This window comes from Ruegeria sp. H4 (assembly GCF_056533065.1).
Window position 1 is genome coordinate 106087 of sequence record NZ_JBQFOC010000004.1, and the last position, 23934, is coordinate 130020.

The 23934-nt window shown below is 58.3% G+C and carries 29 protein-coding genes; 13 read left to right on the plus strand and 16 right to left on the minus strand.

Going from position 1 to position 23934, the window contains the following annotated elements; all coding sequences use genetic code 11:
• Positions 1-10 precede the first annotated feature (10 nt).
• From ACR0KG_RS18670 to ACR0KG_RS18700, 7 genes are all read left to right on the plus strand, one after another.
• Positions 11-1231 (plus strand): MFS transporter, encoded by a 1221-nt coding sequence (locus ACR0KG_RS18670; RefSeq protein WP_480828118.1) that lies wholly within the window; start codon positions 11-13, stop codon positions 1229-1231.
• Positions 1232-1282: 51 nt separating this feature from the next.
• Entirely contained in the window at positions 1283-1711 is a 429-nt protein-coding gene (locus ACR0KG_RS18675) for an Lrp/AsnC family transcriptional regulator (protein WP_480545193.1), read from the plus strand.
• 73 nt (positions 1712-1784) lie between these two features.
• On the plus strand, positions 1785-2483 hold the full coding sequence (locus tag ACR0KG_RS18680) for a transglycosylase SLT domain-containing protein (RefSeq protein ID WP_480828119.1): 699 nt from the start codon (positions 1785-1787) through the stop codon (positions 2481-2483).
• A gap of 69 nt (positions 2484-2552) precedes the next feature.
• Positions 2553-4580, plus strand: a complete 2028-nt coding sequence (gene flhA / locus ACR0KG_RS18685) for a flagellar biosynthesis protein FlhA (protein WP_480828154.1) — start codon at positions 2553-2555, stop codon at positions 4578-4580.
• The gene (locus tag ACR0KG_RS18690; RefSeq protein ID WP_480551479.1) at positions 4577-5350 is read left to right on the plus strand and encodes a flagellar biosynthetic protein FliR; all 774 of its coding nucleotides are present in this window, start codon (positions 4577-4579) and stop codon (positions 5348-5350) included. The genes flhA and ACR0KG_RS18690 overlap by 4 nt, the downstream gene beginning before the upstream one ends.
• The gene (gene flhB, locus ACR0KG_RS18695) at positions 5347-6435 is read left to right on the plus strand and encodes a flagellar type III secretion system protein FlhB (protein ID WP_480828120.1); all 1089 of its coding nucleotides are present in this window, start codon (positions 5347-5349) and stop codon (positions 6433-6435) included. Before ACR0KG_RS18690 ends, flhB begins: the two co-directional genes overlap by 4 nt.
• Positions 6432-6818, plus strand: coding sequence for a hypothetical protein (locus ACR0KG_RS18700; protein WP_480551476.1), 387 nt, complete (start codon positions 6432-6434; stop codon positions 6816-6818). Before flhB ends, ACR0KG_RS18700 begins: the two co-directional genes overlap by 4 nt.
• A gap of 34 nt (positions 6819-6852) precedes the next feature.
• Here the strand turns inward: ACR0KG_RS18700 and ACR0KG_RS18705 are convergent, their stop codons facing one another.
• Genes ACR0KG_RS18705 through ACR0KG_RS18745 form a run of 9 tightly spaced genes read right to left on the minus strand, consistent with a single transcriptional unit; the run spans position 6853 to position 11424 of the window.
• Entirely contained in the window at positions 6853-7383 is a 531-nt protein-coding gene (locus ACR0KG_RS18705; protein ID WP_480551475.1) for a flagellar basal body-associated FliL family protein, read from the minus strand.
• 9 nt (positions 7384-7392) lie between these two features.
• The gene (flgH, locus tag ACR0KG_RS18710) at positions 7393-8124 is read right to left on the minus strand and encodes a flagellar basal body L-ring protein FlgH (protein ID WP_480545199.1); all 732 of its coding nucleotides are present in this window, start codon (positions 8122-8124) and stop codon (positions 7393-7395) included.
• Positions 8124-8540, minus strand: coding sequence for a flagellar basal body P-ring formation chaperone FlgA (flgA, locus tag ACR0KG_RS18715; RefSeq protein ID WP_480545200.1), 417 nt, complete (start codon positions 8538-8540; stop codon positions 8124-8126). Before flgA ends, flgH begins: the two co-directional genes overlap by 1 nt.
• Positions 8540-9325, minus strand: a complete 786-nt coding sequence (flgG, locus tag ACR0KG_RS18720; RefSeq protein ID WP_480545201.1) for a flagellar basal-body rod protein FlgG — start codon at positions 9323-9325, stop codon at positions 8540-8542. Before flgG ends, flgA begins: the two co-directional genes overlap by 1 nt.
• A gap of 21 nt (positions 9326-9346) precedes the next feature.
• The gene (locus ACR0KG_RS18725) at positions 9347-10057 is read right to left on the minus strand and encodes a flagellar hook-basal body complex protein (RefSeq protein ID WP_480551474.1); all 711 of its coding nucleotides are present in this window, start codon (positions 10055-10057) and stop codon (positions 9347-9349) included.
• Positions 10057-10329, minus strand: coding sequence for a flagellar biosynthetic protein FliQ (locus ACR0KG_RS18730; RefSeq protein WP_480551472.1), 273 nt, complete (start codon positions 10327-10329; stop codon positions 10057-10059). Before ACR0KG_RS18730 ends, ACR0KG_RS18725 begins: the two co-directional genes overlap by 1 nt.
• 3 nt (positions 10330-10332) lie before the next feature.
• Positions 10333-10623 carry a flagellar hook-basal body complex protein FliE gene (gene fliE / locus ACR0KG_RS18735; RefSeq protein WP_480551471.1) on the minus strand — a complete coding sequence of 97 codons (291 nt, stop codon included), beginning with the start codon at positions 10621-10623 and terminating at the stop codon, positions 10333-10335.
• 12 nt (positions 10624-10635) lie between these two features.
• Complete coding sequence (flgC, locus tag ACR0KG_RS18740; RefSeq protein WP_170537180.1) at positions 10636-11022, minus strand: flagellar basal body rod protein FlgC; 387 nt, start codon at positions 11020-11022, stop codon at positions 10636-10638.
• A 12-nt stretch (positions 11023-11034) separates the two neighbouring features.
• A complete protein-coding gene (locus ACR0KG_RS18745; protein ID WP_480551469.1) occupies positions 11035-11424 on the minus strand; it encodes a FlgB family protein in 390 nt (129 codons plus the stop codon).
• A 105-nt stretch (positions 11425-11529) separates the two neighbouring features.
• On the opposite strand from ACR0KG_RS18745, the gene ACR0KG_RS18750 reads away from it, so the two are divergent.
• The 6 genes from ACR0KG_RS18750 to ACR0KG_RS18775 all read left to right on the plus strand — a co-directional run bounded on the left by ACR0KG_RS18750 (position 11530) and on the right by ACR0KG_RS18775 (position 18746).
• Positions 11530-12849, plus strand: a complete 1320-nt coding sequence (locus ACR0KG_RS18750) for a FliI/YscN family ATPase (protein WP_480828155.1) — start codon at positions 11530-11532, stop codon at positions 12847-12849.
• Between the two features lie 88 nt (positions 12850-12937).
• Positions 12938-13771: a flagellar motor protein MotB gene (locus ACR0KG_RS18755; RefSeq protein ID WP_353012684.1), complete on the plus strand. Its 834-nt coding sequence runs from the start codon at positions 12938-12940 to the stop codon at positions 13769-13771.
• A gap of 91 nt (positions 13772-13862) precedes the next feature.
• Complete coding sequence (locus ACR0KG_RS18760; protein WP_480551465.1) at positions 13863-15158, plus strand: flagellar hook protein FlgE; 1296 nt, start codon at positions 13863-13865, stop codon at positions 15156-15158.
• Between the two features lie 32 nt (positions 15159-15190).
• Entirely contained in the window at positions 15191-16642 is a 1452-nt protein-coding gene (flgK, locus tag ACR0KG_RS18765; RefSeq protein ID WP_480551463.1) for a flagellar hook-associated protein FlgK, read from the plus strand.
• Between the two features lie 2 nt (positions 16643-16644).
• Positions 16645-17652, plus strand: a complete 1008-nt coding sequence (locus ACR0KG_RS18770) for a flagellin (protein WP_480828121.1) — start codon at positions 16645-16647, stop codon at positions 17650-17652.
• Positions 17649-18746, plus strand: a complete 1098-nt coding sequence (locus ACR0KG_RS18775) for a flagellar basal body P-ring protein FlgI (RefSeq protein ID WP_480828122.1) — start codon at positions 17649-17651, stop codon at positions 18744-18746. The genes ACR0KG_RS18770 and ACR0KG_RS18775 overlap by 4 nt, the downstream gene beginning before the upstream one ends.
• Positions 18747-18759: 13 nt before the next feature.
• Here ACR0KG_RS18775 and ACR0KG_RS18780 read toward each other — a convergent pair whose 3' ends face one another.
• Genes ACR0KG_RS18780 through ACR0KG_RS18810 form a run of 7 tightly spaced genes read right to left on the minus strand, consistent with a single transcriptional unit; the run spans position 18760 to position 23890 of the window.
• Positions 18760-19404, minus strand: a complete 645-nt coding sequence (locus ACR0KG_RS18780) for a DUF1523 family protein (protein WP_480551457.1) — start codon at positions 19402-19404, stop codon at positions 18760-18762.
• Between the two features lie 10 nt (positions 19405-19414).
• Positions 19415-19681 (minus strand): hypothetical protein, encoded by a 267-nt coding sequence (locus tag ACR0KG_RS18785; protein ID WP_480545212.1) that lies wholly within the window; start codon positions 19679-19681, stop codon positions 19415-19417.
• A 1-nt stretch (position 19682) separates the two neighbouring features.
• Positions 19683-21020 (minus strand): DUF6638 family protein, encoded by a 1338-nt coding sequence (locus ACR0KG_RS18790; protein WP_480828123.1) that lies wholly within the window; start codon positions 21018-21020, stop codon positions 19683-19685.
• Positions 21017-21517: a hypothetical protein gene (locus tag ACR0KG_RS18795; RefSeq protein WP_480828124.1), complete on the minus strand. Its 501-nt coding sequence runs from the start codon at positions 21515-21517 to the stop codon at positions 21017-21019. The genes ACR0KG_RS18790 and ACR0KG_RS18795 overlap by 4 nt, the downstream gene beginning before the upstream one ends.
• 5 nt (positions 21518-21522) lie before the next feature.
• Positions 21523-21663 carry a hypothetical protein gene (locus ACR0KG_RS18800; protein ID WP_480828125.1) on the minus strand — a complete coding sequence of 47 codons (141 nt, stop codon included), beginning with the start codon at positions 21661-21663 and terminating at the stop codon, positions 21523-21525.
• Between the two features lie 5 nt (positions 21664-21668).
• Entirely contained in the window at positions 21669-21959 is a 291-nt protein-coding gene (locus ACR0KG_RS18805; RefSeq protein ID WP_480828126.1) for a hypothetical protein, read from the minus strand.
• Positions 21959-23890, minus strand: coding sequence for an AAA family ATPase (locus ACR0KG_RS18810; RefSeq protein ID WP_480828127.1), 1932 nt, complete (start codon positions 23888-23890; stop codon positions 21959-21961). The genes ACR0KG_RS18805 and ACR0KG_RS18810 overlap by 1 nt, the downstream gene beginning before the upstream one ends.
• Positions 23891-23934: the final 44 nt, after the last annotated feature.

Consider the following 23934-nt stretch of genomic DNA (forward strand, 5'->3'; position numbering starts at 1 on the left):
TGTCTGACCTATGCTCGGCGTCCTGCACAACCGGACCTATCGCCATCTGCTGGCGGCGCAGGTCGTTGCCCTGACGGGAACGGGGTTGGCAACAATAGCGCTTGGCCTTCTGGCCTATGATCTGGCGGGCGAGGCCGCGGGGCTTGTGCTGGGCACGGCGCTGACCATCAAGATGATCGCTTATGTGACCATCGCCCCGCTTGCGGCAGCCTTTGCCGAACAGCTTGATCGGCGCAAACTGCTGGTGGTTCTCGACCTTGTTCGCGCAGCTGTTGCCCTCTGCCTGCCCTTTGTCACGGATATCTGGCAGGTCTTTGTCCTGATCTTTGTGCTGCAATCGGCCTCGGCAGGATTCACCCCGGCCTTTCAGGCAACGATCCCCGATGTCCTGACGGATGAGCACGACTATACCCGCGCTCTGTCTCTGTCGCGCTTGGCTTATGACCTTGAAAGCCTGCTGAGCCCGATTTTGGCAGCGCTATTGCTGCTGTTTGTCAGCTTCAACACTCTGTTTCTGGGCACAAGCCTTGGCTTTATCGCCTCGGCCCTTCTGGTGGTCTCGGTCATCCTGCCATCACCCAAACCATCGGGGCACAAAGGCATTTATGATCGGACCTCACGCGGTATCCGCCTCTATCTGGCGACACCCCGCCTGCGCGGTCTGCTGGCGCTCAGTTGGTGCGCTGCGGCGATCAGTTCGATGGTCATCGTGAATACGGTGGTCCTGGTGCGATCCGATCTGGGCCTGTCGGAAAGTGCCGTGGCCATTGCGCTAGCAGGATTCGGCGGAGGATCGATGATCGCAGCGTTTCTGTTACCGCCCTTGTTGGATCGGGTGCCGGATCGACGGGTCATGTTGACTGGCGCCACAATTGGCACGACCACGATGGTGCTTGCAGCTTTTGTATCAAGCTCCACAATCGTGACGCTGCCCATGCTGACCGGGCTTTGGGCGCTGGCCGGGTTAGGGTATTCCATGTCCATGACGCCCTCAGGCCGCTTGCTGACCCGATCGGCCAGTCTCGAGGATCGCCCCGCCACCTTCGCCGCCCAATTCACGCTATCGCACGCCTGTTGGCTGGTTCTGTACCCGCTAGCTGGTTGGCTGATGACTCGGTTTGGGGCAACAATCGCTCTGGCTGGCATGGCCAGCGCTGCCAGTCTTGGCCTGGTCATCGCCCTGTCGATCTGGCCACGCTCCGAACGTCCCCAGGCGACGCAGAAGCCTTGAGCCACCGTGCCAACCTGCTTTACACCAGTGTGACCCCATGCCGGAGATCTCATGGATCAGATTGACCGCCGCATCATCGCGGCCCTTCAACACAACGCCCGTGACACAACCACGACCATCGCAGCAAAGCTGGGCTTAGCCCGCACCACAGTGCACGAGCGGATTAAACGCATGGAAGAACGCGGCGTGATTGCGGGCTATTCCGTTGTTCTGAACACTGCCGATGACGCGCCTCGGGTGCAGGTGATTGTACTGCTTGAGGTGCAGCAAAAGGAAACCACCCGTATCATCAAACGGCTGGAAACCTATCCTGAGGTCAAGCGCTGCCTATCCATCAATGGCGAGTTTGACTTGCTGCTCTCTGCCGAGGCCCCCCGGATCGAAGATCTAGATATTCTGGTTGATGATCTGGCCAAAATCCCCGGCGTATTGCGCACCAATACCAGCGTGGTGTTCGGTCGGCGCATCGACCGGAAATGAGCGCTCGATAACCGGCTGTAAACCAATGCTTGGCTAGCTTGGCCGGGACAGATCAGAATCCCGGACCGGCAGAATGCCAACGCGCTTGTTTTTGTTTTCCCTTCTATTCTCGCAGGTGCTGACCGCACAGGCGGGTTTTGCCCTGCCCGATGCGCGCACCGGCGATATCTGCGATCAGGCGGCACTCAGGGCGTCAGTGACTGAAGATGTGCCGTTGGACGTGCTGCGCGCGATCACGCGGGTTGAAACCGGTCGCAGCTTTGGCGGCCACTACACCCCTTGGCCCTGGACCATCAATGTCGAGGGGCGAGGGGTTTGGTTCGACACCGAGATCGAAGCCAAATCTTATGTGTTTAGCGTATTCAAAGCAGGCAAACGCAGCTTTGACGTCGGGTGTTTCCAGCTCAACTATCGTTGGCACGGCACCGCTTTCCGCTCCATCGACGCGATGTTCAACCCGGATGAAAACGCCCGTTATGCCGCACGGTTTCTGAAGGAGCTGTATGCCGAGCTGGGCTCCTGGTCTGCCGCTGCAGGGGCGTATCATTCGCGCACACCTGAACTGGCCCGTGCCTATAAAGGCCGGTTCCAGACCGTGTTGGCCCAGCTGGATACCGCAGCCGCATCACGAACTACAGCGATGTCACGTGATCCATTCACCGGCACTGCCGCCCCGCTGATCCCGCTTCAGCCCGCACGATCCGGGCAGAGCATGCTGGGATCACTGGTTCCCAGCGGCACATCCGCCACAGCCTTCATCGCCTTCAACTAGGAGTTCAGCTTGCCCAAGATCGACGCCCGATCCCTGTTCTCGTCCACCGTTTTGCTGGCGCTGGCGCTGATGACCATCATCGTGATGATGATCCTGCCCATGCCCGCTTGGGTGCTGGATATGGGGCTGGCTGCGTCTTTCGCGCTGGCCATTCTGATCTTTACGTTGACCCTGTTCATTGAACGCCCACTGGATTTTTCGTCCTTCCCGACGATCCTGCTGGCCTCATTGATGCTGCGACTTTCGTTGAACGTGTCCTCAACCAAGTTGATCATCGGTCAGGGCCATACCGGACCCAACGCCGCTGGGGACGTGATCGAAGGGTTTGCCAATTTCGTCATGGGCGGCAGCATCTTCTTGGGCCTCGTGGTGTTCGGCGTCCTGTTGATCGTGAATTTCATGGTCATCACCAAAGGTGCCGCCCGGATGGCCGAGGTTGGGGCCCGCTTTGCGCTGGATGGGATGCCCGGCAAACAGCTGGCTATCGACAGCGACATGTCCGCCGGGGCCATCGACCATCAGCAAGCCAAAGAACGGCGTGAGCGCGAGCAGCAGGAAACCACCTTCTTCGGCTCGCTTGATGGGGCCTCAAAATTCGTCAAAGGGGATGCGGTTGCCGGGCTTCTGATCACGCTTCTCAACCTTGTCATGGGCCTGGTGATGGGCGTGATCGTGCATGGAATGCCAGTGACGTCGGCGTTCGAGACCTATGCCATTTTGACCGTGGGCGACGGTCTGGTCTCGCAAATCCCGGCTGTGATCATCTCAATCGCATCTGCCCTGTTGCTGGCACGCGGCGGCACCCAAGGGGCCACCGACAACGCCATTTTCTCGCAACTGGGCAAGCATCCTGCAGCGCTCGCCACCGTGGCAGTGCTGATGGTTCTGTTTGCCCTGGTGCCGGGCCTGCCGTTCTTGCCGTTTATCTTGGGCGCGGGCGTGCTGGGCTATGCGGCGTATCACGTGCACCGCGGCCAGAAAGCAGCGGCGCTTGCACCAGAACCCCAATCGGACGAGGCTGACGCACCGGTATCGCAGGCCATCGGGGATATTCTGGACCTCGACGATGTCCATCTGGAATTTGCCCCCGATCTGGTCAGCATGGTGCTGAACCAAGGCACTGGGTTGGATGCACGGATCGCCAACATGCGAACCTATGTCGCCTCAACCTTTGGCTTGATCCTACCCGAAATTCGCCTGACCGACCGCGCCGAGTTGCCTAAGGGTACCTATGTGATCAAAGTGCAGGGTGTGGAACAGGCCCGTGGCGTGTTGAACCCCGATCTGGTTCTCGCGCTGGTACAGGACGGGTTTGACCTGTTGCCCGACGGCAATGACGTGACCGAGCCTGTCTACGGCGCGCCTGCGCGTTGGATTCTGCCCAAAGATCAGGAGGACGCCGCACTCAGTGGCGCCACCATCGTCTCACCGCCCGAGATTCTAGCGACCCATCTGCTGGAGATTATCAAACAGAACTTCTCGCGCCTGTTGACGCTGAAATCGCTGCGGCGCCTGCTCTCAGAAATGACCCGGCTGAGCGATCCGGTTCGGGCCGAGGCCAACAAGAAACTGCTGGATGAACTGATCCCGGACAAAGTGCCAATAGACACGTTGCACGCGGTGCTGCGCCTTTTGCTGGACGAGCGTGTCTCGATCCGCAACATGGCCCTGATCCTGGAAAGCGTGGCCGAGGCACGGCTGACCACCACCCAACCCGAAGGGATTTGCGAGATTGTCCGCCAGCGGCTTGGCTTCCAGCTGGTCGCCGAAATGAAGCGCGAAGACGGATCGATCCCCCTGATCCAGCTTGCGCCAGAGTGGGAGGATACGTTCGCCAGCTATCAGATCGACGCACCCAATGCCGCGCTAGACGTGGCGCTACCCCCCAATCTGTTCAACAAACTGGCCGATGGCGTGGTCAGCAGCGTAGCAAAATCCGCAGATAGCGGGCTGTTTCCGGCTGTCGTAACCTCGACCCGGCGCCGCCGGTTACTGCGCACAATTATGCAGGCGCGGGGCATCGAAAACCCGGTGTTATCGTTCGAAGAGATCGGGCTGGAGGCACGCCCATCCCTGGTTGGAACCATTCCCGCATGATCGCCTTACCACCAGAGCTATTAGGGCAGATCGGCCAAAATCTATGGCATTTGTTTGCAGTCTTTCTGCGGGTTTCTGCCTTTGTATCTCTGCTGCCCGCTTTCGGAGAACGCAGCATTCCAGTGCGTGTGAAGCTGGGCATTTCGATTGCCTTCACACTGATCATCTTACCCGCCGTTCAGCCACCAGACCTTGCACCCGGCTTTCTGCCCATGGTGCGCCTTGTGGGGACGGAGGTTCTAGTCGGAATGGTCCTTGGTATCGGGCTACGCCTGTTTGTTCTGGCCCTGCAAACCGCCGGAGCCATCGCCGCGCAATCCACATCGCTGTCGCAATTGCTGGGTGGCGCGGCTGCCGACCCGCTTCCAGCGATGGGGTACTTTCTGATGCTGGCCGGGCTGACACTGGCGGTCATTCTGGGGCTGCATGTCCGCGCTGCCCAGTTCTTGATCCAAAGCTACGCCATGTTCCCGATGGGCAGCCTTCCCGCCCCTTCGGACCTGTCGCGATGGGGGGTCGCTCAGATTTCGTCCAGTTTTAAACTCGCCTTTGCATTGGCGGCCCCGTTCGTGATCGCCTCGCTGATCTACAATCTTGCTCTGGGTGTCATCAACCGCGCGATGCCGCAGCTTATGGTCGCCTTTGTCGGTGCCCCTGCGATCACATTCGCAGGCCTGTTTCTGCTCTTTGCTGGTGCGCCGCTGATCTTGTCAGTCTGGTCTGACGCCCTGAACGGTTTTCTGATCAACCCAGCCGGGGGTACACCATGAGCGCATCGGATGATGACAGCGATAAGTCATTCGAACCCACCCCGCAGAAGCTTCAGAAAGCGCGTGAAAAAGGTGAGGTGGCAAAATCCAGCGACCTCTCCGTGGTCGCAGGCTATACAGGTCTGATCATCGCGCTGTTGGCCGCCGGCCAGTACACGGCCCAGCATCTGGGCACGTTGTTTATGGTGATGATTGATCAATCGGACACGCTGGCTCAGCTGTTGACGACCGGGCCAGCCACCGCTCCGGTTGCCGGATTGTTGCGAGGTGCCCTGATACCGGTATCCCTGCTTTTTGCGATCCCTGCGGCAGCTGTCCTGCTAAGCCTGATTGCCCAGCGCGCACTGATCTTTGCGCCGACCAAGCTGAAACCCAAGTTGTCGCGCATTTCAATCGTGTCGAATGCAAATAACAAGTTCGGACGCGGCGGGTTGTTCGAGTTTGCCAAAAGCTTTTCAAAACTGCTGATCTACGGCACCTGCCTGGCTTTGTTTCTGAAAGCGAACTTGACCGAGATCGTTTCAACCAGTGCAGCGCCTGCGAAATCATCGATCCTGCTGATGATGAACCTTCTGTTTCGGTTTCTATTCATCGTGATCACCATCGCGCTGGCCATCGGCGTCATCGATTACATCTGGCAATATGCCGAGCATATGCGCAAAAACCGTATGTCCCGGAATGAGATACAGGATGAAACCAAAGACGCGGAGGGCGATCCGCATGTAAAACAGCAGAGACGCCAGCGCGCGCAGGATATCGCAACCAACCAGATGATGTCTGACGTACCCTCGGCGGATGTCATAATCGTCAATCCAACCCATTTTGCCGTAGCCCTCAAATGGTCGCGCACGCCGGGTTCCGCGCCCGTTTGCGTGGCTAAAGGCGTGGATGAGGTTGCAACTGCAATCAGATCCGCCGCCAGTGAGGCAGACGTTCCCATACATTCAGATCCACCAACAGCCCGTGCCCTGCATGCGACGGTGGTGATCGGCCAGGAAATTCCAGAGGAACACTACCGCCCCGTCGCGGCTGCGATCCGATTTGCCGAAGCAATGCGTAAACGGGCGAAAGGTCAGATCAGATGAACCTGAAAAAGCTCTCGGCCCTGCAAATGGCAACCGATGCGATGTACCAGAAGCAACATCAGGCGCTGCGCCCGGTGATCGAAGCAGAAGCACTGGTGCAAAAGCAGTTGGTGCGGTTGGATCATCAGGTGACACTGGCACGACAAGACAGCGCAGGGACCGAAGGCTACCGTGTATCGGGAACGGATATCCTTTGGAACGCCTGGGAATCTGCGACGCGTCGCCAGTTAAACATGGAGCTGGCACGCGTGCGTGCTCAGAAACTGGCCGCTATGGAACAGCTTCGAACTGCCTTTGGGCGCCAGCAGGCCATCGCATCTGTATCCAAGACCATGCGGGATGCGCAGCAAAAGGCAAAAGGCAAGAGGCGCTTGAACCTTTGAAGGCCTGACCGGGACTGGTCAGGCCGGAGCGAGTTCAGCTATCTTGCCGGTTCACGCTCATGATCAACACCTGAGAAACATCCGACCCCAAATCCTTGCGCGCAACCTCAAGCAGCGCTTTGCGCAAAACGGTCAGATTGTCAGACTCTGTGAATATCCCGTCAAAGCCACCGGTATTGGCGTGATCAAAAAGCACCTGCAAAAACCTGTCCCTCAGCTTGGGTTCGATGGCATAGAAGGTCTCTGTGATGGCCGGATCAGCCTCAATGCTGAGAGACATCGTTACCATCGCCGTGATCTGATCATCCTTGACCACAGGAACAACAAACTGTTTGGGCAGCTTTAGATACTCAAAACCACCCGGTTCACCATCCTTCGACGGTTTTTTCGACGCTTCTTTCTTATCGTTTTTGTCTGCCTTGTGGCCTTTATCTGGCTTTTCCTTAGCCTCTTTATCCTCGGAAACCGCCTCGGGTGCTTTTTCAGGCATCAAGAACACGCCGGCGCCAATTCCGGCGCCCAGACCCAGGACAAGAAACACGACTGGAAGCAAGATCTTCATCATCTGCGATCCTCAGAAGGGCAAGAGCGAGTCGAGCACTTGCTGACCCAGGCGCGGTTGTTGAACATCGGTGATCTGGCCACGCCCACCGTAAGACACGCGCGCGGACGCGATTTTGTCATAGGTGATCTCATTCTTGCGCGAGATATCTTGGGGGCGGACATAGCCGGCCACCAAAAGCTCTCGCAATTCAAAGTTGACGCGCAATTCCTGCGATCCCGATATCGACAAAACACCGTTTGGCAACACATCCAGCACGGTCGCGGCGACCCGCAAGGTCAGCTTCTCGTTTCGCCGGACCGATCCGCGGCCGGAACTGGCGGAATCGGATTCAATCCCAACCGCGTCTTCCAACGTTACCCCTTCGGGCAAGTGGTCTTCTGCGCGCTGAGGCAGGCCGAACAGGTTAGGAACCTCAAGGGATTCCGAACCCGAACGCGAGCGGCTGGTATTGTTCGAGAATTCCGCCTCTTCGTCCAGCTCAATGACGACCGTCAGAATATCACCTTTCTTGATCGCCCTTTGATCACCCAGAAGGGATTGCTGACCACCACTCCAGAGCGACGACCTATCCACCGCGCGCTGGGTTTGAGTGTGCAAAGGCAATCCAGGCCACAGCATCGCCACCTGCTCGGGTGAGTCGTCTTTGGGTGTAAAGCTGGGCGGTTTGCCCAAGTGATCAAAACGGCTACAGGCCGAAAGCGCGAAAATCGTCAGCAGAAGGGGTTTAGACAGTCCAGACATTACTTCACCTCGATTTGACCATCGGGCCGGATCAGACCAGTGACCGTTGTGCGGGACGACAGGTTCATGACCCGGATACGCTCACCCACGGCGCCGCGCCCAAGGGCCCGCCCCTCAGTGCTGATCGACAGGGGTTGCCGATTAAAGACCAAGACCACCAGATCATTCCGATCCACGATGGCCGGTGGGCCGACATCTGCTGCGCGCACCGGTCGGCCCGGATACAGGGCGACCCGTGCTTCAAACCCGATCAGCTCCGCAGGGTCGCTTACAGCGCCGGGCATGTCAGTGTGTTTCAACTCCAGATCGGCGGCCGAGATGATCTCTTTCGCGCGTATTGTGCGGGTCGGAACCACGATATCCGCAAGTGCAGTTATCGGCGCCGCGATCAGGAAGATCAGACCAAGACCCCTCATCAGCGCACCTGTGTTGTGGCGCTCATCATCTGATCGACGGCGGTGATGACCTTGGCGTTCATCTCATATCCGCGTTGCGCTTCGATCAGTTCAGTGACCTCACGCACAGCATCGACCGAGCTGTCTTCCAGATAACCCTGTCGCAAGGTCCCAAGCCCATCCTCGCCAGGCACACCCTGGATTGGTGCGCCCGAGGCTTCGGTTTCCTTGAACAGGTTGCTTCCGATTGCCTCAAGACCTTTGGCATTGGAGAAACTGGCGAGTGAAAACTCGCCCAGCAGCTGCCCTTCGGGCGTGTCGTCGAAATAGGCGTAGACTTCACCAGATACGTTGATCGAGATCGACCGTGCGTCATCAGGAATCGTGATCTCAGGCGCCACGGCAAACCCGTCCGAGGTAACAATCAACCCTTCTGCGGATCGCTTCAGGCTGCCATCGCGCGTGAAAGCGGACTGCCCATTCGGCAAAGCCACCTCCAGATAACCGCGCCCTTCGATGGCGACGTCCAGATCGCTGCCTGTGGCCGAAATCGCACCTTGTGCCAATTGCACCGTGACGGCAGCAGGTCGGACGCCCAGACCCAACTGAATGCCAGTCGGCAGAACCGTTCCGTCCGAAGCATTGACCGCGCCGGCACGCGCCATCTGCTGATAGTGCAAATCGGCAAATTCTGCGCGGCGGGCGTTGTAACCGGTGGTGTTCATGTTGGCGAGGTTGTTCGAGATCGTTTCTACCCGCATCTGCTGCGCCGTCATGCCTGTGGCTGCGATTTTCAAAGCACGCATATCAATTTCTCCTTGTTCAGGTCAGCGCATCAGCGCGTCGAGGGCCCCGCGCACGCGCGCATCCTCGGTTTCCAGAAAGCTTTGACCCAGCTCATAGGCTCGCTGAATCTCGATCATGCGCGTGACTTGTTCGATCGCATTCACGTTGGACCCTTCCAGAAAGCGATGCAGGACAACGGGCTCATCGACGGGGTCGACATCGCCCTGAGGCCGAAAACGCGTGTTGCCCTCACGAACCAAAGTCTCGGGATCAGCCACCCGATAGATACCGATCTGCCCCAGCAACTGCCCGTTCACGCTGAGTGTTCCATCTGCGCCGACATCGATGCTCGCCGCATCCGGGGGAATGAAAACTGGTGATCCATTGCTGTCCAGCACGGCCGAGCCATCCGCGGCCACTAGATCACCCTGCGCATTTGGTGTGAAACTGCCCGCCCGCGTCAGGCGATTGCCGTCGGGCGTTTCGAGCAAAAAGAACCCCTCACCCTCGATGGCGAAGTCAAACTGCCCTCCGGTCTCAGTCAACACCCCCTGTTGCAGAGAGGTATTGCGCGCCTCGGCCCGGCTCATGGACAGGGACGGCGTATTGGGCATGTCACGAATGAATTCCGAGAACACCAACCCCTGCTCACGATAGCCGGTGGTATTGGCGTTGGCGATGTTGTTCGCCACCAGCCGCATTTCGTTCATCAACCCGGATTGACGGGATAAGGTGACATAGGCGGTATCCATCAGCGACCTCCGGCGATCAGCGGCACCAGGGTGCCTGTAAAAAAGGTGACAAGCGTTTGGGTCATGAAGCCCATGGAAATCCAGAACACGATGACGATTGCGATCAGTTTGGGCACGAAGGTCAGGGTCATTTCCTGGACCGAGGTCAGCGCCTGGAACAGACCAACGACCAACCCCGACACCAACGCCACGGCGAGGATGGGAACCGAGGTGATCACCGCGATCCACAACGCCTGGCGCACGATGTCATAGAACAGACCTTCGCTCAGCATCGCTCAGACCGGCATCCGCAGGATTTCCTGATAGGCCTCGACCACCTTGTTCCGCACGATAACCGCAGTTTCGACGGCCAGTTCGGTCTGGGCCAGCGCCTGCACCAACGCGTGCGGATCCGCCTGCCCGGTCATCGCGGCCTGCGATATCTGCTCGCTCTGTTTCAGCGTCGCCGCAAAGTCTTGAAAAGACGCGCGCATCCCCTGCGCCATAGCGCTGTGGTCAGGGTCGGCCTGCGTGGCGGGGCGTGCGCCGGCATAGCTCTGCGCGGCGGTAAGGGATCGGATATCCATTCTGGCGTTCCTTTATTTCCGGAGTAATTCCATTAGCGACGACGACATTTTGCGCGTCTGGTCGAACATCTTGAGATTGGCCTCGTAACTGCGCTGCGCTTCGCGCGCGTCGGCGATCTCGATCATCAGATCAACATTTGAGCCCAGGTAGTGCCCGCTTTCATCCGCCATCGGATGGCTTGGGTCGTGCACGCGTTGCAGATCGCGACGATCCAATTGCACGCGCCCAGCCTGCACCATGGCTTTGCCGTCCTGCTGCACCGTTTCAAACGGTACCGTCTTGCGCCGGTATCCGGGCGTATCCGCGTTCGAGATATTCTCGGACACGTGACGCAGCCGGGCCGCCTGCGCTCGCAAAGCGCTGGCCGAGGCCGTGAGGGAGTGGGAAAAATCGCTCATCTCACCCTCCGCTTACCCGCGACCCAGACTGGTGCGCAGAACGTTCATCGAGGATTTATAGATGGCCAGCGCCCTGTCATGCTGCCGTTTGACGTCGACGGCTTTCAGCATCTCTTCTTCCAGTGACACACCGTTGCCATTTGGATCACCGCTGGGGTCGGCTGCAAACTCAGCCCAGCTGTGCCCGGTCATGCCGACACCATTCAGATGCCCATGCCGGGTGGCCATCATCTGCGTTTGTGGACCGGTGTTTTCGAAGGCTGATTTAAAGGCCTCAATATCGCGGGGCTGGTATCCCGGCGTATCTGCATTGGCCATGTTGCGCGCAATGACAGCCTGCCGTTGCCCGGCATGGGTTGCCATAGCGTGCGCTGTCTTAAAGACGTTCAGGTCATAGAACATCGGGGCTTCTCCCTCGATCAATTTCAATCAAGGCTTAACCCCGATTCCTTTAGAAACAGTTTTCAGAACTCAGTTGGAGAACCCACGATGTCAGCCCTCGACCCGATGCTTCTGAAATGCGAATTCGACCGGATACCCACGGTACATCATGTCGGACTGGTATCTGGTGTGGCGAAAGGCACCATAGAAATCAGTGGGTTGAACCATCAGGCCCGCATCGGAGACTTGCTGACCTTGCACCGCCGATCCGGGCCCGATTTGGGTGGCGAGGTACAGCGCGTGGGCGCAGACCACATTCATATGATGCCCGGTGGCGCAGCCGATGGGGTGAGCCTGGGGGACAGGGTGATTCTGAACCCATCGCCGGGTTTTGCGCCCGGGATGCATTGGCTGGGCCGTGTGATCGACCCGTTCGGTAAACCGCTGGATGGCAAACCGCTGTTGGGTGGTACGCAGGAACTCGACATCATGCACCCCCCGCCCCCCGCTGTTGAACGCAAGCCATTGGGGGACCGGATGGCGACCGGTCTTGCCGCGCTCAACACCATGCTGCCCATCGTGCGCGGGCAGCGCATTGGTCTGTTCGCGGGTTCGGGGGTCGGGAAATCGACCCTGCTGGCAACCTTGGCGCGATCATTGCAGGCAGATGTGGTCGTCGTAGCCCTGGTGGGTGAGCGCGGGCGCGAGGTGAATGAATTCGTCACCCATGCGCTTGGACCTGAGGCGATGAAACGGTCGGTTGTAGTTGCAGCTACGTCAGATCAATCCGCCTTGGCGCGACGGAGGTGTGCCTGGTCGGCCATGTCGGTGGCCGAACATCTGCGCGATAAGGGGTTGAGCGTATTGTTGCTGGCCGATTCGGTCACCCGCTTTGCCGAGGCGCATCGTGAGATTGCCGTTGCGATGGGGGAAGCTCCTTCGCTGCGCGGTTTCCCTCCTTCGGTCACGCCCCTGATCTCAAAGCTCTGCGAACGCGCCGGGCCCGGCACGCCTGAACAAGGCGACATCACCGCCGTCTTCAGCGTTCTCGTCGCCGGATCAGATATGGACGAACCCGTCGCCGACATTCTGCGCGGGGTGCTGGACGGGCATATCGTGCTCAGCCGTGAGATCGCCGAACGTGGTCGCTTTCCCGCGATTGATCTCAGCCGGTCAGTGTCTCGATCCCTTCCAGCGGCAGCGACCGAGGCCGAGAATCAGATGATCACCGAAACCCGCAAGCTGATCGGCAGCTACGAACAATCCGAAGTGATGATCAAAGCAGGGCTATATACCGAAGGCGCCGACCCAATACTGGATCAGGCCGTCAAAGTGCATCAGGAGTTGGATGACTTCCTGGGGAAAGCCGATCCTGAAGGGATCGAAAACAGCTTCAATCGCCTATCTCTGATTCTGCGCCGCGCCTCAACCAGCTTGCCGATGTAAGGTAAAATCCGAACAGTTTTAAGTATTAAACGGGCCTTAAGACCTGCGCTGCTAAACCTCTATCCGGGTGATAAAAAAGGTGGTGGAGATGGGTGCGCAGACCAATGCGGCGCCAATCATCATCAAGAAGAAGCGTGTGTCGGGTGGCGATGGCCATCACGGTGGCGCGTGGAAGGTCGCGTATGCGGACTTCGTCACGGCCATGATGGCCTTCTTCATGTTGATGTGGCTGCTGAACGCAACGACCGAAACACAACGCAAGGGGCTGGCGGATTACTTTTCGCCTGCTATCCCGATCAGTCCCGATTCAGGCGGGGGTGACGGAGCATTTGGCGGCAACAGTGTATTTTCAGAAGAAACTCTGGTGATGGATGGCAAAGGGGCCACCGCGCGGTTTCCGACCGATGCGCGCAAGGCTCGCGGGACCACTGGTTTAGACGCCGATGGCAAGGGGGCCAAACAGGATTTCTCGACGCTAGAGGCGCAGCTCTTGGGTCGCACGGGCGAAAGCGTGGTGTCGGACAAGCTGCTGAAACACATCGTCACGCGTGTGACGGATCAGGGCCTGATCGTCGAGCTGTTCGATACCGAAGATCAGCCCTTGTTCGAATCGGGTACCAACAAGCCCACACCGGTGATGCGGGCGCTGGCCTTGCTAATCGCACGCGCATCCGATCTGGTCACCAACCCCATTGCGGTAGAAGGCCACGTCAGCGCCTCTCCGGTGGTTCTGGCCCATGACCCAGCCTGGGATGTGTCGACATCGCGCGCCCAGTCCATGCGCCAAATGCTGCAGGATAAGGGCGTTTCGCCACCCCGGCTGGATCGGGTGACGGGCCATGCCGACCGCAAATTGCACAGCGATGACCCGATGGCCCCTCGTAACAACAGGATCGAGGTGATTTTTCTGCGTGACCCCTAAAGGATAGAACGCATTTTACCTGTTAGCGCGCTGTTAAGGGGCAGTGCATTAGCTGTTGCATCACTGATTGACGCAACAGAAGGGCGTGCCGATGACAATTTCCTCTTCGCTAAATGCCGGTGTCGCCGCGCTGAAGGCAAATGCCAACAGGCTGGCGACGATTTCCGACAACATCGCGAACTCGTCGACCTTCGGCTATAAACGGGTCGAGACGGATTTTCATTCCATGGTCACCTCGGGCCAGGGCGGCAGCTATTCCGCCGGCGGGGTCAGGACCACCAGCCAACGTATGATCGACCAGCGCGGTTCACTGGTAACAACGAACAACTCAACCGATTTGGCAGTACGTGGCCGTGGGATGTTGCCGGTACGCTCTAGCTCGCAAATCGTGGGCGGCTCGAATGAGATGCTGCTGACCACGACTGGCTCGTTTCGCACCAATGACCAAGGCTATCTGGTCACCGAATCCGGGCTGGTTCTGCTGGGGTGGCGCGCAAACTCCGACGGTACAATTCCCCCGGTTCCACGCGATACGCCCGCCGCGTTAGAACCCGTCCAGCTAAGCGTCAATCAACTGTCAGGCGCACCAACAACGCAAATGAACCTGAGGATGAACCTACCCGCGACGGCCACTGACGCTGGCGCACCCGGCGACACGCAGCCTCTATCGGTCGAATACTTCGATAATCTGGGCAAATCCGAGAGTATTGATATCGAACTGGTTCCAACTGTCCCGGCGACAGGCTCCAGCAACGAATGGACAATGATCTTGCGCGACTCGGCATCGGGCGGCGCCGTGATCGGGGAATATACACTCACCTTTACCGACAGTCGCACCGCCGGTGGGACATTGGCAAGTGTGACGACCGTTTCGGGTGGGGCTTACGATCCAGCCACCGGCAGTGTTGTCGTCAGTGTGGCGGGCGGCCCGATGGAGGTAAACATCGGCCTGATCGGCGACGCGGATGGCATCACGCAATTGTCCGACACTTTCGCCCCGGTTTCCATCACGCGCGATGGTGCTGCGGTCGGCACCATGACCAGCGTTCAGGTGGACGAAAACGGTTATGTATATGCACTTTATGATACCGGCGTCAGCCGCCGTATGTTCCAGATCCCGCTGGCGGATGTCCCCAATCCCAACGGCCTTACAGCACTGGACAGTCAGACCTACGCGCCCTCACGCGATAGCGGGACCTTCTTCCTGTGGAATGCAGGTGAGGGCCCAACTGGCTCGCTGATCTCATTCGCGCGCGAGGAATCAACAACCGATGTCGCGACCGAGCTGACATCGCTGATCCAAACCCAGCGCGCCTATTCCTCGAACGCGACGGTGATCCAGACCGTGGATGAGATGTTGCAGGAAACAACGAACCTCAAACGATAAACCGAGTTTCGGACATAGATAAGGAGCAGGCCATGAACATGTCGACAGCTTTACATAACGCTTTGGGCGGTCTGACGGCGGCCAGCCGCGGCGCTGCCGTCGTGTCCGGCAACGTCGCCAATGCGCTCACGCCCGGTTACGCGCGCCGGTCACTGGAACTGACCACCAGCCCAATCTCGGGCAATGGAGTGCGCACTGTCGGCGTGATCCGTCATCAAGACCCGGTCCTGGTTGCCAATCGGCGCGCCACCGACGCGGATCTGGCGCAGCAATCTTCTTTGTCGGCGTTTCAGTCGCAATTCGCAAACCTTATCGGTCCCGCGGATGGTGCAACGTCACTGGCCGCGCGACTTGCGGCCTTTGATGGCAGCCTGATCACGGCATCCAGCCTGCCGGATTCAGCGCAACGGCTCGATCAGGCCGCCCGCGCCGGTCGGTATCTGGCCAATGAGCTGAATGCAGCATCCGAAGGGGTCCGTCAGGCGCGCTCGGATGCAGATCGGCGGATCGGGGCACAGGTGGAAAGCCTGAACCAGATGCTGAAGGATATCGAAGACCTCAACGCAAAGATCCCCGCCATTCGCAATTCAGGCGGCGATATCGGGGCCTTACAGGATCAGCGTCAGATCCTGATTGATCAGGTGAACACGCTGATCCCGGTCAATGTAATCCCGCGCGATAACGATCAGGTTTCGCTCTATTCCGATGCCGGCCTGATCCTGCTCGAAGGCAAAGCATCAGAGTTTGCCTTCACCACCACCGGCGAAACAAAACCCCATATGACAGTCGGCAATGGGCTGTTGTCGGGCCTGGAAATGAACGGAGACCCTATTCGTACCGGCGGCGATACAGCACAAATACGGGGCGGGGCGTTAGCCGCTGAATTTACCATCCGGGATGAACTGGCGGTTGAAGCCCAGCTGCAATTGGATACGGTCGCGCGGGATCTTATCGAACGCTTTGAAACGCCAGGTCTCGACCCAACAGCAGCCGCAACGGATCCGGGGCTGTTCACCGATGATGGCAGCCGGTTCGATCCTGCCATGGTCACCGGGCTGGCCGCACGCCTGTCGCTGAATACGATCGTTGACCCGGATGCCGGAGGCGACAGTTGGCGACTACGCGCTGGCCTTGGCGCAGCCACGCCGGGAGACCCAGGCGATTCAACACAGCTGCAAGCTTTTGGCGCAATCCTGAACGACGCAAGACCTGTTCCAGGTTCCCTGTTTGGCACCGGCAACCTGCGCGCAGCCGAAGTGACTGAGGCGTTGCTGTCTGACGCAGGCGCGCAGGCACACCGGGCCGAACAGCGCAAGACCTTCGCAACCGGTGCGCAGCAGCAGATGGCCCAGATCGAAGCTGAACAAGGCGTGGATACGGATCAGGAACTGCAGCGTCTGATGCAGATCGAACAGGCCTATTCCGCCAATGCGAGGGTGATGACGGTTGTCGATGAACTTATGGAAACACTGCTGAGGTTGTAAGAATGACACTGACCGCAATTGGTGATCTGGCGCGCGGCATGACGTTGCGCGCGCGCGCTTCTGAGATCAAAGCCCAGATCGAAACACTGTCTTATGAGATGTCGAGCGGTAAGGTTCAGGATGTCTCGGGGCATCTTGGCGGCGATCTTTCGCATCTTCTGGATCTCGATCGCAATCTTGCCCGACTGGACGCCTACAAGATCGCAACGTCCGAGGCCGGATTGTTCACCGATGTGATGCAGCAAAGCCTGACCACCTTTGACGAATCTTTGGGTGAGATGTCGGCCAGCTTGCTGGCCTTCGGCACCGCAAATCAGACCGTGACGCACGAACAGGCCTCGGTTCAGGCGCGGAATGAGCTGGACACGATGATCTCGGCCCTGAACACACGGGTCGGCGGGCGCAGCCTGTATTCTGGCGTGGCAACCGATGTCTCTCCGTTGGCCTCGGCCGAAACCCTTTTGACGGCGCTTGAAACCGAGCTTGCTGGCCTAACCACGATGACCGACATCCGCACGGCAGCCGAGGATTGGTTCAACGATCCGACCGGTTTTGACGCGGTGATCTACCAAGGTTCAGATACACCTTTGGCGCCGATGCAAATCTCCGAAAATGAGCGGATTTCCATCCCAATCACGGCGACCGATCCGGCCTTCAAGTCGGCACTACGCGACACGGCCTTGGCCACGTTAGCATCGGAAGACGCGCTGGCATGGTCCCCAACGCTGCGAACAAGCCTGTTCACACAGCTGGGTGTCGATCTGGCCAACGCAAAAGATGAAATGGTCAAGCTAAGGGCCGAGGTCGGCGCGGCCGAGGCCCGAGTCGAACAAGCCGCTACCCGAAACGCGGCATCGCGCATGGGTTTTGAATACAGCCGGAATTCCCTGATCGCAGCCGACCCGTATCAAACGGCAGCACAGCTGCAGACCGTGCAGTTTCAACTGGAGAGCCTTTATTCGGTCACGGTGCGCAATGCCAACCTGTCGCTGGTGAATTTCCTGAGATGAGATTTCTTGCTTTCCTCTTGATCCTTCTTCTTCCCGGTCTTGCCTCAGCGGGTGCAATTCGGCTGAAAGACCTTGTGGATTTCGACGGTGTCCGCGGCAACGATCTGGTTGGATATGGTTTGGTCGTTGGCCTGAATGGTACGGGCGACGGCCTGCGCAATTCACCGTTCACCGAAGAGATCATGTCAAACATCCTTGAACGTTTGGGCGTAAACGTTAATGGCGAAGATTTCCGGCCCAAAAACGTTGCGGCCGTCCTGGTGACAGCCAGCCTGCCCCCTTTCGCGCGCGTTGGCGGCCAGATTGACGTAACCGTTTCGGCGATCGGTGATTCCGGCAGCCTGCTTGGTGGAACCCTTATTATGACCCCACTAAATGCGGCGGATGGTCAGATTTACGCTGTGGCGCAAGGCACGGTTTTGGCAGGTGGGACGGTTGCCGAAGGCGATGCCGCCTCGGTCGTACAAGGTGTTCCGACCTCAGGTGTCATCCCGTCCGGCGCGCGAGTCGAACGAGAAATTGACTTCGATCTCTCGGCTCTGACGCAAATGCGACTTGCCTTGCGCGAGCCGGATTTCACCACCGCCGGGCGGATAGAAACTGCGATCAACACCGAGTTCAACCGCGCGGTGGCCATAATGCGGGATTCCGGTACGGTAGAGCTGAATATTGCGGCCACGCAATCGGTATCAACCGCCCATGCGATTGGGCGGATTGAAAACATCCTTGTTGAACCGGAAGCCAAAGCACGCGTGGTGGTTGATCAAAGATCGGGTACTATCGTCATGGGGCAGGAAGTCCGTATCTCACGGGTCGCGGTTTCACAAGGAAACCTGACCCTAACCGTGGAAGAGGCGCCGATTGCCGTTCAACCCAACCCGTTTGCCCGAGGTGAGACCGTAGTGGTGCCTCGCACCGTCGCCGGGATCGAGGAAGAAGAAGGCACAGGCTTGGCTGAAATCCCCGAGGCCACGACCTTGTCCGAGGTTGTCGCCGGGCTGAACGCGCTCGGCGTGTCGCCCCGCGATATGATCGACATCCTGAAGACGATCAAAGCCGCCGGCGCGCTTCACGCAGAGTTCATTGTACGCTGACAACGGCCACGCCTTACTTAGTTTTCCAGCTGTCCAACCAGCGGCGGAATCCCTTCTGCCGCTCCTCAATCGCATCACCCGCCGCATAAAGACTATCCTCGACACCATCGAGCATCGGATCGATGCGGCGCTGCCGGAACCTGCGCCAGCGCACCCAGATCGCCCAGATAATGGCAAAGAAAACGGTCAGGAAGATGATATTGAACCATGGGATCAGGCGTACATCCGGGCCATCAACATGTTTCAGAGAAACCGCATTGGGAAAAATCGACATAAATTCGTTGCGCCAGCCATAATGAGTCACCGCAACCCAGTCAGGGTCATCCTTATCCGAAATCGCATCATTGGCCTCTGTGTAAAGGTTAGCAGTATCGAACTTAAAATAAGGCGGCCAACCCCAGCTAGTGTCTTCGTTTCTGTAAACGATCGGCTTGCCATTTGCGCGCACCGCCTGGATGAACTGAACATCGCGGTTCGACAGGCTGGTCGATTGATCATCCGGCTCGGACCAGAAGATCCGGGTCCAGTCGTTCAGATCTTGCCGCTCTTCGTAAGTGTTCACGATGCGCACGATATCGCGCTGTGGCAGGGAGTACTGCAGAACGACCGCAATCGTGCCCCAGAAGATGATGATCAATGCCCATTTCAAATAGGCCATGCCAGAACCCTCACATATAATTCACAATATATATCAACGCGCCAATCGCCACCCACGGCACGATATAGACACCCAAGATCAGTTTGCGTCGGAACGAGTTGTCATACACGTGCAGACCGCGTTCGACAAAGGCTTGCTTGTTGCCTTGCTTGCCCTTCTCATCCCACCAGGTTTCCAGCTTGCGGCGGCGTGCGCTGCGTGAGTAGAGAGACAGTGCAAAATAGGCAACCGTCTGGATCACCAGCAAGATCAGAAACAGGCGCATCGCTCCGAACATCTTACTCTTTCCTTATCGCGCCCCAAGGCCCAACCCGCGCTATCACATCCTCGCTGACCCGATCCTCACCGGACATATCTGGTTCGTGGCCGAACAGGGCGGTGCGCGCGCCGGCTTTGTCCACCTGATACTCGCGCTCAAGGAAATCAGCAACATAGGCTTTCTTGGGTTCCGACCAGCCTTTGTAGGTTTTATAGAACAGCTCTTTATGACAAATAAACATCTGGCGCGGGTCCAGCGGGGCCAGCTCGGCCAGTAGCATGTTGACCAGATCGCGCTGTGACGTATCCGCCGCGCGTAATGTGTAGAAATAGGCCGGATGGTCCGAGGTTATCCGCGGCCAAGGCCCTCCGTCAGTAGCCCAGCGCAACAGTTGGGCCAAGCCGTGATAGGCCTCAGGCAACCGATCTGCATGGGTGCGCGCCAGGCGCCGCATATCGCTGCGATCCAAACCCGTAAGGTCAACATCGGCATCGGCGGCTGCGGCAACGGTCAGGAAATCCATTTTTTGCCGAAGGATCGCCGCCGCATCCACGCCGCGCGCTTTCACGATGGGTTCAACCAGATCGTTATAGTCAAGGAATTTGGCAATCTGATTCCGCTGGGACGGGTCAAAGGTGTACTTGATTTTCAGATCGTCAGGCTTTTCACCCACGCCAATCGCCGCTGGGTGATCAACGTCCGGGAACAGGTACAGCCCGCCGAAATGCGCCGTCCAGAAGTTGCGCTGCTCAAACGAGGTGTGGCGCAGGCGGATCGGGTTGCGGGTGACATCACCAGTTTCCTTGGCGGTTTCGATCATCCGGGCGATCAGCACGTCATCGAACCAGGCATCCTCGGCGGTTTTGAACTTTTCGACCATGCCCGCCAGTTGCTCGGCCTTGCGCAGGGTGCCGCCTGCAGTATCGGCCTCAATCTCGATCTTGCGCAGGTTCAGCAGATCATTGGGCGTGGTGAGTTTGAAGACCGAGTTCACCAGCTCTCCGGCCACCGCATCGGTGGCGGTCAGGGCGAACAGCTGCGCCTCGTTCATCTCGATGAACTCGCGCAGGATATCCCGCGAGGTCGAGAATTTGACGTTCAGCAAAGGCGCGCGTTTCTGCTCGGTCGTCAGCAGGATGAACTGTCGGTTGACCCCGTTCGGGTTGAGGTAGAGCTCATCCTCCAGTTCAATCCCCACCTCCGGCGAATATCCCGAGATATCGACATGGAAATCCGTCAGTGCCGTAGCCTTGCCCGCCAGATGCTGCAGCGCGCGATTGTACCGCTCGACCAGAGCCGGGCTGGAGATGTGGACGAGATTGCCGAACATCAGACCTTTTTCGATGAGGCGGATCATGATGTTGCCCCCATATCCGCCTTTAGTCGTTCCCACTCTCTTTTGAGAACTCGTTGTCCAACCCGCGGAGAAATTTCATCAATCTCATCTATAGCGTATTTTTCACCCTTACGTCGTGAAGCGTCATGGAGCTCGGCAGTAAGAGATTCTTGAAGTGCTTTGTAGTCCGGGTCAGTTGGGTTCATTCGCATCTTGAATCTATTCGAAAGTGTCATAATGCGGACGAAAAGCTCGTTCTTGTCCTCAAAATCTGATGCAATAAGGCACAACGCGCTGTATTCCGCCAAGTCATCACGCAGTTCGTTGATCCAAGATTGACGAAACTCAGCCAGCTTGAGGTTGCTTTCAAAGCTTCGCTGGACCTTTGCTTCCCGAAGTGATCGCCGAACTGCATAACTTGAAGATATCATCGCCACAACGGCACTGACCAACGGGACTCCCAGCGACAAAACTAGGAGCTGGTACTCCGTCAACCAGTTGTTGACTGCTTGCAGCAAGTACGTCACCCCTTCCCCTCCAGATACCACCGCTTGACCTCTTCAATCCGGCCCATCTCGCTTGCCGCGTTTTCGATGGCGACCTCGTCGCTCTTGTCGGCATTGATGAGCTCACGGTCGAGTTGGGTTTTCATCTCGCGCGCCACTTATCTCATCCCAACCTTTTGAAACGACCAACAACCACAACCGCCAACACCAACAACGGCAATGCAAACGCCCGCCCTGTGATCTGCAAATTGAACCCGAGGTAAGACACCACGCTGCCCTCAAACAGGATCAGGGACTCTTCCCATGAGGTGCCCTCGAACCCGCTGCCCGCGTTGACACCGAACTGGGTTAGAAACAGCACCGTCACGGCGCCCAGAAATCCGATCACGCCCCAGCGCAGAGGCAGGATCAAGCCCAATACAAGCGCAAAACCGGAAATCGCGTAAACGAGCATTATCCCTTCCCCTCCAAATACCGCCGCTTGGCCTCTTCCATCCGGCCCATTTCACGCACGGCGTTCTCGATGGCGACCTCGTCGCTCTTGTCCGCATAGCGGAATTCGCTGTCGGCGTAGCGGTTGATTTCCTGCATCACCATGTCCACCGTGATCGGCTGGCGCAGGTCCTCGATCATGGCTTTCTTGGTGTCGTAGTCGCGGAACAGGAACAGGTCGGGGTTTTCCATCCATTCGTCGGGCAGTTCGAAATCCATCGCACGGACCTTGACCGCGTCGGTGATGTTCTTGATCGCGCGGCCAGTAAAGCGCTCATCCGCCTGTTGGATCGCCTTGAGGTAGGTGCCCAGCTTGGCGATCGTGTCCATCTGGCCAATCTCGCCGGATACCCGGTCATAGACTTGCTGCAGAGCGTACTCATGCGGGCGGGAATGGCTTTCGAAACTGGCGGCAACGGCCTTTTTGATCTCCTGCGCGGCATAGGCTTCGTGCTCGCCCAGCGGGATATCGTGGTTGCGGCCCATCAGCAGGTGCAGGATGTCGATGTAATCCTCGCGCGTTTGCGGCCCGTCCACCAGGAACCGCGCGCCTGCGCGCTGGCGCAGGGCGTCATCCACATTCTCGGGGTAGTTCGAGAACATGCCAAAGGTGCAGTTGCCGCGCACAACGGTGTTGGCACCCGCAAAGCTCTCCATCAGCACGGCGGTGATTTCCAGCTGACCGGCCGAGGACTGCCGGTCGCCGCGTTTCCCCGCCAGTTGGTCGATATCGTCGATGGTGCCGAAGCCGATGACCGAAGGGTCGATGATCGTGTTGATAAACGTCTTGGCGTTCTGTCCGGATTTACCCTGATAGCTGTCGATATTGTCGGTGCTCAGGTTCTGATAGCGGAACGGATAGCCCGCGTTCTGGCAATAATCGTTGATCAGCCCGGCCATCATCTGGATCAGTGTGGTTTTGCCGGTACCCGGTTTGCCGTCACCCATGAAGGTGAAGATGAACCCGCCAAGCTCGGCAAACGGGTTCAGGCGGCGGTCAAAGTCATAGGCCATCACCATCTTGGCCAGCTTCATTGCCTGATACTTGGCGATATGGTTGCCGACCACCTCGTTCGGTTTCTTGAACGTCATCGTCAGGGTGGTGGATTTCGCCTTCGAGGCCGGCTCAAACCCCCGGATCGTGAGATCATCGGCCTCTATATGCCAGGCGGAGTTTTGGAACGAGGCCAGATGGCCAGCGGATTGCGAACGCAGGGCGGCTTTTTCCATCAACTGCTCGGCATAGGCGCTGGTGGCGGCGATCAGGTGGGCGTCGTCGGGGGCATATTTGGCCAGCACCTGATCCAGCTCCCACAAGGCACCGTGCAGGGCAAGCTGGCCATTGTCGGTCAGAACCTCTTCGATCTCACCAAGGTCAACCGTGTTTTCGCCCAGATGAGACGACATCAGATAAGCCAGCGCATTGCCCAGCACATGAGATGTGATCAAAGCCTCAGCCGTCAGCAATTCCGAAAACTCGGTCTTTCGCGCAACAGGCAATTCCCCCGCCAGATTGGCCCGCTTCAAATCGGCCAACGGAGTCTGTTCGGCATATGCCTCGGCCACGGCCAGTGCGATTGCAATAGCGCGCCGAATGGCTTGCTGCGCTGTGGCCTGAGGGGGCGAGACCAGCGTATCACCATGATCCGAGGCCTCGATCCGCTCAACCAGATGCACCCCATCCGCCCGTACCGTGCGCCGCGTCACCAAACCGGGCGTGGTCGATCGAAACCGCCGCCCCGTCGATACACCCGAGGACCGCTCAACTGCCACTTCAACAGCTTTGGCAATACGCGGCGCATGTTCGAACCCGTTCAACAAGGCCGTCGCCGCAGGGTAATGCTTGCGAATATCGTCTTCGCGCAATTCCATCTGATCTGACGTCAAACTCATCTCAAAAACCGCCCATTCTTCTTCTGTTCAAAAATACCTCCGCC

Bases quoted from the DNA above. Each gene is read 5' to 3' on its own strand.
- flgK (WP_480551463.1), top strand. From the start codon at position 15,191: ATGAACATGTCGACAGCTTTACATAACGCTTTGGGCGGTCTGACGGCG.
- ACR0KG_RS18730 (WP_480551472.1), bottom strand. From the start codon at position 10,329: ATGCTGAGCGAAGGTCTGTTCTATGACATCGTGCGCCAGGCGTTGTGG.
- ACR0KG_RS18805 (WP_480828126.1), bottom strand. From the start codon at position 21,959: ATGCTCGTTTACGCGATTTCCGGTTTTGCGCTTGTATTGGGCTTGATC.
- ACR0KG_RS18755 (WP_353012684.1), top strand. From the start codon at position 12,938: ATGGGTGCGCAGACCAATGCGGCGCCAATCATCATCAAGAAGAAGCGT.
- ACR0KG_RS18745 (WP_480551469.1), bottom strand. From the start codon at position 11,424: ATGTTCTATGACCTGAACGTCTTTAAGACAGCGCACGCTATGGCAACC.
- ACR0KG_RS18810 (WP_480828127.1), bottom strand. From the start codon at position 23,890: ATGAGTTTGACGTCAGATCAGATGGAATTGCGCGAAGACGATATTCGC.
- ACR0KG_RS18675 (WP_480545193.1), top strand. From the start codon at position 1,283: ATGGATCAGATTGACCGCCGCATCATCGCGGCCCTTCAACACAACGCC.
- ACR0KG_RS18670 (WP_480828118.1), top strand. From the start codon at position 11: ATGCTCGGCGTCCTGCACAACCGGACCTATCGCCATCTGCTGGCGGCG.
- flgC (WP_170537180.1), bottom strand. From the start codon at position 11,022: ATGAGCGATTTTTCCCACTCCCTCACGGCCTCGGCCAGCGCTTTGCGA.
- flhA (WP_480828154.1), top strand. From the start codon at position 2,553: ATGACCATCATCGTGATGATGATCCTGCCCATGCCCGCTTGGGTGCTG.
- fliE (WP_480551471.1), bottom strand. From the start codon at position 10,623: ATGGATATCCGATCCCTTACCGCCGCGCAGAGCTATGCCGGCGCACGC.
- ACR0KG_RS18690 (WP_480551479.1), top strand. From the start codon at position 4,577: ATGATCGCCTTACCACCAGAGCTATTAGGGCAGATCGGCCAAAATCTA.
- ACR0KG_RS18760 (WP_480551465.1), top strand. From the start codon at position 13,863: ATGACAATTTCCTCTTCGCTAAATGCCGGTGTCGCCGCGCTGAAGGCA.
- ACR0KG_RS18770 (WP_480828121.1), top strand. From the start codon at position 16,645: ATGACACTGACCGCAATTGGTGATCTGGCGCGCGGCATGACGTTGCGC.
- flgA (WP_480545200.1), bottom strand. From the start codon at position 8,540: ATGAGGGGTCTTGGTCTGATCTTCCTGATCGCGGCGCCGATAACTGCA.
- ACR0KG_RS18750 (WP_480828155.1), top strand. From the start codon at position 11,530: ATGCTTCTGAAATGCGAATTCGACCGGATACCCACGGTACATCATGTC.
- ACR0KG_RS18725 (WP_480551474.1), bottom strand. From the start codon at position 10,057: ATGGATACCGCCTATGTCACCTTATCCCGTCAATCCGGGTTGATGAAC.
- flgH (WP_480545199.1), bottom strand. From the start codon at position 8,124: ATGTCTGGACTGTCTAAACCCCTTCTGCTGACGATTTTCGCGCTTTCG.
- ACR0KG_RS18680 (WP_480828119.1), top strand. From the start codon at position 1,785: ATGCCAACGCGCTTGTTTTTGTTTTCCCTTCTATTCTCGCAGGTGCTG.
- flgG (WP_480545201.1), bottom strand. From the start codon at position 9,325: ATGCGTGCTTTGAAAATCGCAGCCACAGGCATGACGGCGCAGCAGATG.
- ACR0KG_RS18780 (WP_480551457.1), bottom strand. From the start codon at position 19,404: ATGGCCTATTTGAAATGGGCATTGATCATCATCTTCTGGGGCACGATT.
- ACR0KG_RS18700 (WP_480551476.1), top strand. From the start codon at position 6,432: ATGAACCTGAAAAAGCTCTCGGCCCTGCAAATGGCAACCGATGCGATG.
- ACR0KG_RS18775 (WP_480828122.1), top strand. From the start codon at position 17,649: ATGAGATTTCTTGCTTTCCTCTTGATCCTTCTTCTTCCCGGTCTTGCC.
- ACR0KG_RS18785 (WP_480545212.1), bottom strand. From the start codon at position 19,681: ATGTTCGGAGCGATGCGCCTGTTTCTGATCTTGCTGGTGATCCAGACG.
- ACR0KG_RS18790 (WP_480828123.1), bottom strand. From the start codon at position 21,020: ATGATCCGCCTCATCGAAAAAGGTCTGATGTTCGGCAATCTCGTCCAC.
- flhB (WP_480828120.1), top strand. From the start codon at position 5,347: ATGAGCGCATCGGATGATGACAGCGATAAGTCATTCGAACCCACCCCG.
- ACR0KG_RS18705 (WP_480551475.1), bottom strand. From the start codon at position 7,383: ATGATGAAGATCTTGCTTCCAGTCGTGTTTCTTGTCCTGGGTCTGGGC.